Genomic DNA, 3,535 nt, shown 5'->3' on the forward strand with positions numbered 1-3,535 from the left:
GGTGGGACGCGGGACGAGGCCGGGCGGGGCTCGGCGCGCCAAAAGATACAGAGATGCATCCGATACGACAACGGATCGCGGATCACGGATCCAGGTGCCCGCCGAGGAGCGCGGCGCGGAGGCGCGGCGGCAGGTCAGGCGGCCGGTGCGCCGAAGCGGGCCAGGTAGTGCCAGACCTTCTTCACGTCCTGCGGGTCGTACCGCCCCGAACCCGCCGCCTCCTGCACGATCCGGGGATCGAGCCGGCCGTCGACCGCGATCCGGGCGCCGAGCTCCACGTACTCCTGCCCCCGGAAGCCGGGATGCCGCCGCAGTTCGTCGACGGACAGGCGGAATCCGCCGTGCCACTCCACCGGGCAGGGCAGGCGCCGGGCCGCCGCCTCCACCTCCGTGCCCCGGTGGCTCGGGTCCAGGACCAGTGCCTCCACGTCACGCGCGATGCGGACCGGGCCGTGGATCTGTGCCTCGACGCAGTCGTCGAGCATGTCCTGGTCGTCGGCCTCGGCGAGCGCGATCAGGCCCATTCGGGCCGCGACACCGAAGGCGACGGGCTCCAGGCAGCTGTCCGGATAGCAGAAGGTCGCCCGCTCCAGGGCGGCCGACGTCAGCCGCAGATGGGCGGAGCCGAAGCGGGGAGCGGCGCCGAACGGGCGACGGCGGTAGTCGAGGGCGCCGTAGACCGGGCGCGCGTCCGCCGGGGCCTCGTCGTACGCCCCGCCGAAGATGCGGCTCTCCCAGCGCCAGCGGTCGCCGCCGGGGTGGGCGGTGAGGCCGCCGTTGCTGGTTCCGGTGACGAACTGGGAGCGGTAGACCCCGTCGTCGGCCAGCCGGCCGAGAAAATGCGGGTGGAAGTTGAGGGTGACCCGCAGGGCGGGGTCGATCGGCTCACCGGTGGAACGGGCCGCCACATGGGCGAGCGCGCGCCGGGCGTGTGCGTGCGTGGGGGTGTGCGCTGCGGCGTGAATCCCTGTCATCGGGGCAGTGTGACGGAGGGACGAGGGTTGCGGCCCGGGGTTTTCGATGGCTACGGTCGACCTCGTCCGGAAAGCGCTTACTCCCTTTCCTCGTCCGCTGTTCCGCCCCCGCCCTCTGGAGTCCCCGCGTGCCCACTCAGGACGTCCTGATCTACACCCGCACCACGGGCTACCGCCACGACTCGATCCCCGACGGGGCCGCCGCGCTCACGGAGCTGGCGCACGACCTCGGGCGGAAGGCCGAGGTGACGGAGGACCCGGAGGTGTTCACGCCCGGGCGCCTGGCCGAATGCGCCGTCGTCGTCCTGCTGTCCACGACGGGGAACGTCCTGACGCCCGGGGGACGCGCCGCCCTCGAGGCGTACCTCAGGGGCGGCGGCGCCCTTCTCGCCGTCCACGCGGCGGCCAACGCCGAGCCCGACTGGCCCTTCTACGGCGAGCTGCTCGGCACCCGCTTCGACGGCCACCCCGAGATACAGCCCGGCATCGTCCTCGTCGACGACCGGGACCACCCCGCGACGGCCCCGCTGCCGGCCCGCTGGGCCTGGACCGACGAGTGGTACAACTTCACCTCCGACCCTCGGGGCAGCACGAAGCCCGGGGACGGCGCGGAGGCGGACGGCGCGGAGTCCGGGGTGCGGATCCTCGCCCGGGCCGACGAGACCTCGTACCGGGGCGGCACCCACGGCGACGACCACCCCCTGGTCTGGTGCCGGGAGATCGACGGCGGGCGGGTGTTCTTCACCGCGCTCGGCCACGCCTCGGAGACGTACCGCGACCCGGTCTTCCGCGCCCACCTCGCCGGCGCCCTGACCTGGCTCACCGCCTAGAGGCCCTGTCGGGTGGCTCGCCGATCGGGCCGCGCTCGCGGCAGGGCACCGCCCGGAAACCGCCCGCGGCCACGTTTCCCGAGGTCGCCGCCGCTTTCGGGTCACCCCACCGCTCCGCCCCTGTTGCGCCGAGCCCCGCTTAGCGGAAACGTGCAGACGGGGGCCGATGTCAGGAGGAGACCCGTCATGGGCATCGCCACCGTGAACCCCGCGACCGGCGAGACGCTGCGCGTCTACGAGGCCCACAGGCCCGAGGAGGTCGAGCGGCGGATCGCCGCCGCTCACGAGGCGTACCGCCAGTACCGCACCACCTCCTTCGCGGAACGCGCCCGCCTGCTGCGCGCCGCCGCCGCTCTCCTCGACGAGGACACCGAGGACATCGCGCACACCATGACCGTCGAGATGGGCAAGCCGATCGCCGCCGCCCGCGCGGAGGCCGCCAAGTGCGCCAAGGCGATGCGCTGGTACGCCCGTAACGCCGAGGAACTGCTCGCCGACGAGCACCCGGCGGAGAGCGACGTCCAGGACTCCGGCGCCGACGTGGCACGCGTCCACTACCGGCCCCTCGGCCCGATCCTCGCCGTCATGCCGTGGAACTTCCCGCTCTGGCAGGTGATCCGCTTCGCCGCGCCCGCGCTCATGGCGGGCAACACCGGCCTCCTCAAGCACGCCTCCAACGTGCCGCAGACCGCGCTCTACCTCGGCGACCTCTTCCGCCGCGCCGGATACCCCGAGGGCTGTTTCCAGACGCTGCTCATCGGCTCCCGCGACGTCGAGCGCGTCCTGCGTGACCCCAGGGTCGTCGCCGCCACCCTGACCGGCAGCGAACCCGCGGGCCGGGCCGTCGCCTCCGTCGCGGGTGACGAGGTCAAGAAGACCGTCCTGGAACTCGGCGGCAGCGATCCGTTCATCGTCATGCCCTCGGCCGACATCGTCGGAGCCGTGAAGACGGCCGTCACCGCGCGCGTGCAGAACAACGGGCAGTCCTGCATCGCCGCCAAGCGGTTCATCGTCCACCAGGACGTGTACGACGACTTCTCCGAGCGTTTCACCGCCGCCATGAACGCCCTCACCGTCGGCGACCCCCTCGACGAGTCCACCGACGTCGGCCCCCTCGCCACCGAGCAGGGCCGCACCGACCTGGAGGCGCTCGTCGACGACGCCGTACGGCGGGGCGCCACCGCCCTGTGCGGCGGCCACCGGCCGGAGGAGCCGGGGCTCGCGAACGGCTGGTACTACCGGCCCACCGTCCTCGTCGGCATCAGCCCGGAGATGCGGATCCACCAGGAGGAGGCCTTCGGGCCGGTCGCCACGGTGTACCCGGTCCGTGACATCGAGGAGGCCGTGACCGTCGCCAACGACTCCGCGTTCGGCCTCAGCTCCAACGTCTGGACCCGGTCCCGGGAGGACGTCGCCTTCTTCGTGCGTGACCTGGAGGCCGGGGGCGTGTTCGTCAACGGCATGACGGCCTCGCACCCCGCCCTCCCCTTCGGCGGGATCAAGCGTTCCGGGTACGGCCGTGAGCTCTCCGGGCACGGCATCCGCGAGTTCTGCAACGCGACGACGGTCTGGCAGCGCGCCTGACCACCCGTGCGCCCGCTCACCCGAGTCCACGCGCGCCCGTGGGCTCGGGTCCACGCGCGCGCGGAGCTACCCGGGTGACCCCTCGGGCCCGACCTGCCCCTCGGACCCCGGCCACCCCGTCGGACCACAGCCGCTCCATCGGTCCCC

At 73.2% G+C, this 3,535-nt stretch carries 3 protein-coding genes; 2 read left to right on the plus strand and 1 reads right to left on the minus strand.

Going from position 1 to position 3,535, the window contains the following annotated elements; genetic code table 11:
• Positions 1-134: 134 nt before the first annotated feature.
• A complete protein-coding gene (locus AOK00_RS00175) occupies positions 135-974 on the minus strand; it encodes a DUF3626 domain-containing protein (RefSeq protein WP_055598285.1) in 840 nt (279 codons plus the stop codon).
• 128 nt (positions 975-1,102) lie between these two features.
• Between AOK00_RS00175 and AOK00_RS00180 the strand changes: the two genes are divergently transcribed.
• Together AOK00_RS00180 and AOK00_RS00185 are read left to right on the plus strand one after the other, a co-directional pair.
• Complete coding sequence (locus AOK00_RS00180; protein WP_055598286.1) at positions 1,103-1,804, plus strand: ThuA domain-containing protein; 702 nt, start codon at positions 1,103-1,105, stop codon at positions 1,802-1,804.
• A 186-nt stretch (positions 1,805-1,990) separates the two neighbouring features.
• Entirely contained in the window at positions 1,991-3,388 is a 1,398-nt protein-coding gene (locus AOK00_RS00185) for an NADP-dependent succinic semialdehyde dehydrogenase (RefSeq protein WP_055598287.1), read from the plus strand.
• The last annotated feature ends 147 nt before the right edge of the window (positions 3,389-3,535 follow it).

The organism is Streptomyces aureus (assembly GCF_001418135.1).
GTDB lineage: Bacteria > Actinomycetota > Actinomycetes > Streptomycetales > Streptomycetaceae > Streptomyces > Streptomyces aureus_A.

Excerpts from the sequence above, each read along its gene's own strand:
- AOK00_RS00175 (WP_055598285.1), bottom strand. The coding sequence starts at position 974 with ATGACAGGGATTCACGCCGCAGCGCACACCCCCACGCACGCACACGCC.
- AOK00_RS00185 (WP_055598287.1), top strand. The coding sequence starts at position 1,991 with ATGGGCATCGCCACCGTGAACCCCGCGACCGGCGAGACGCTGCGCGTC.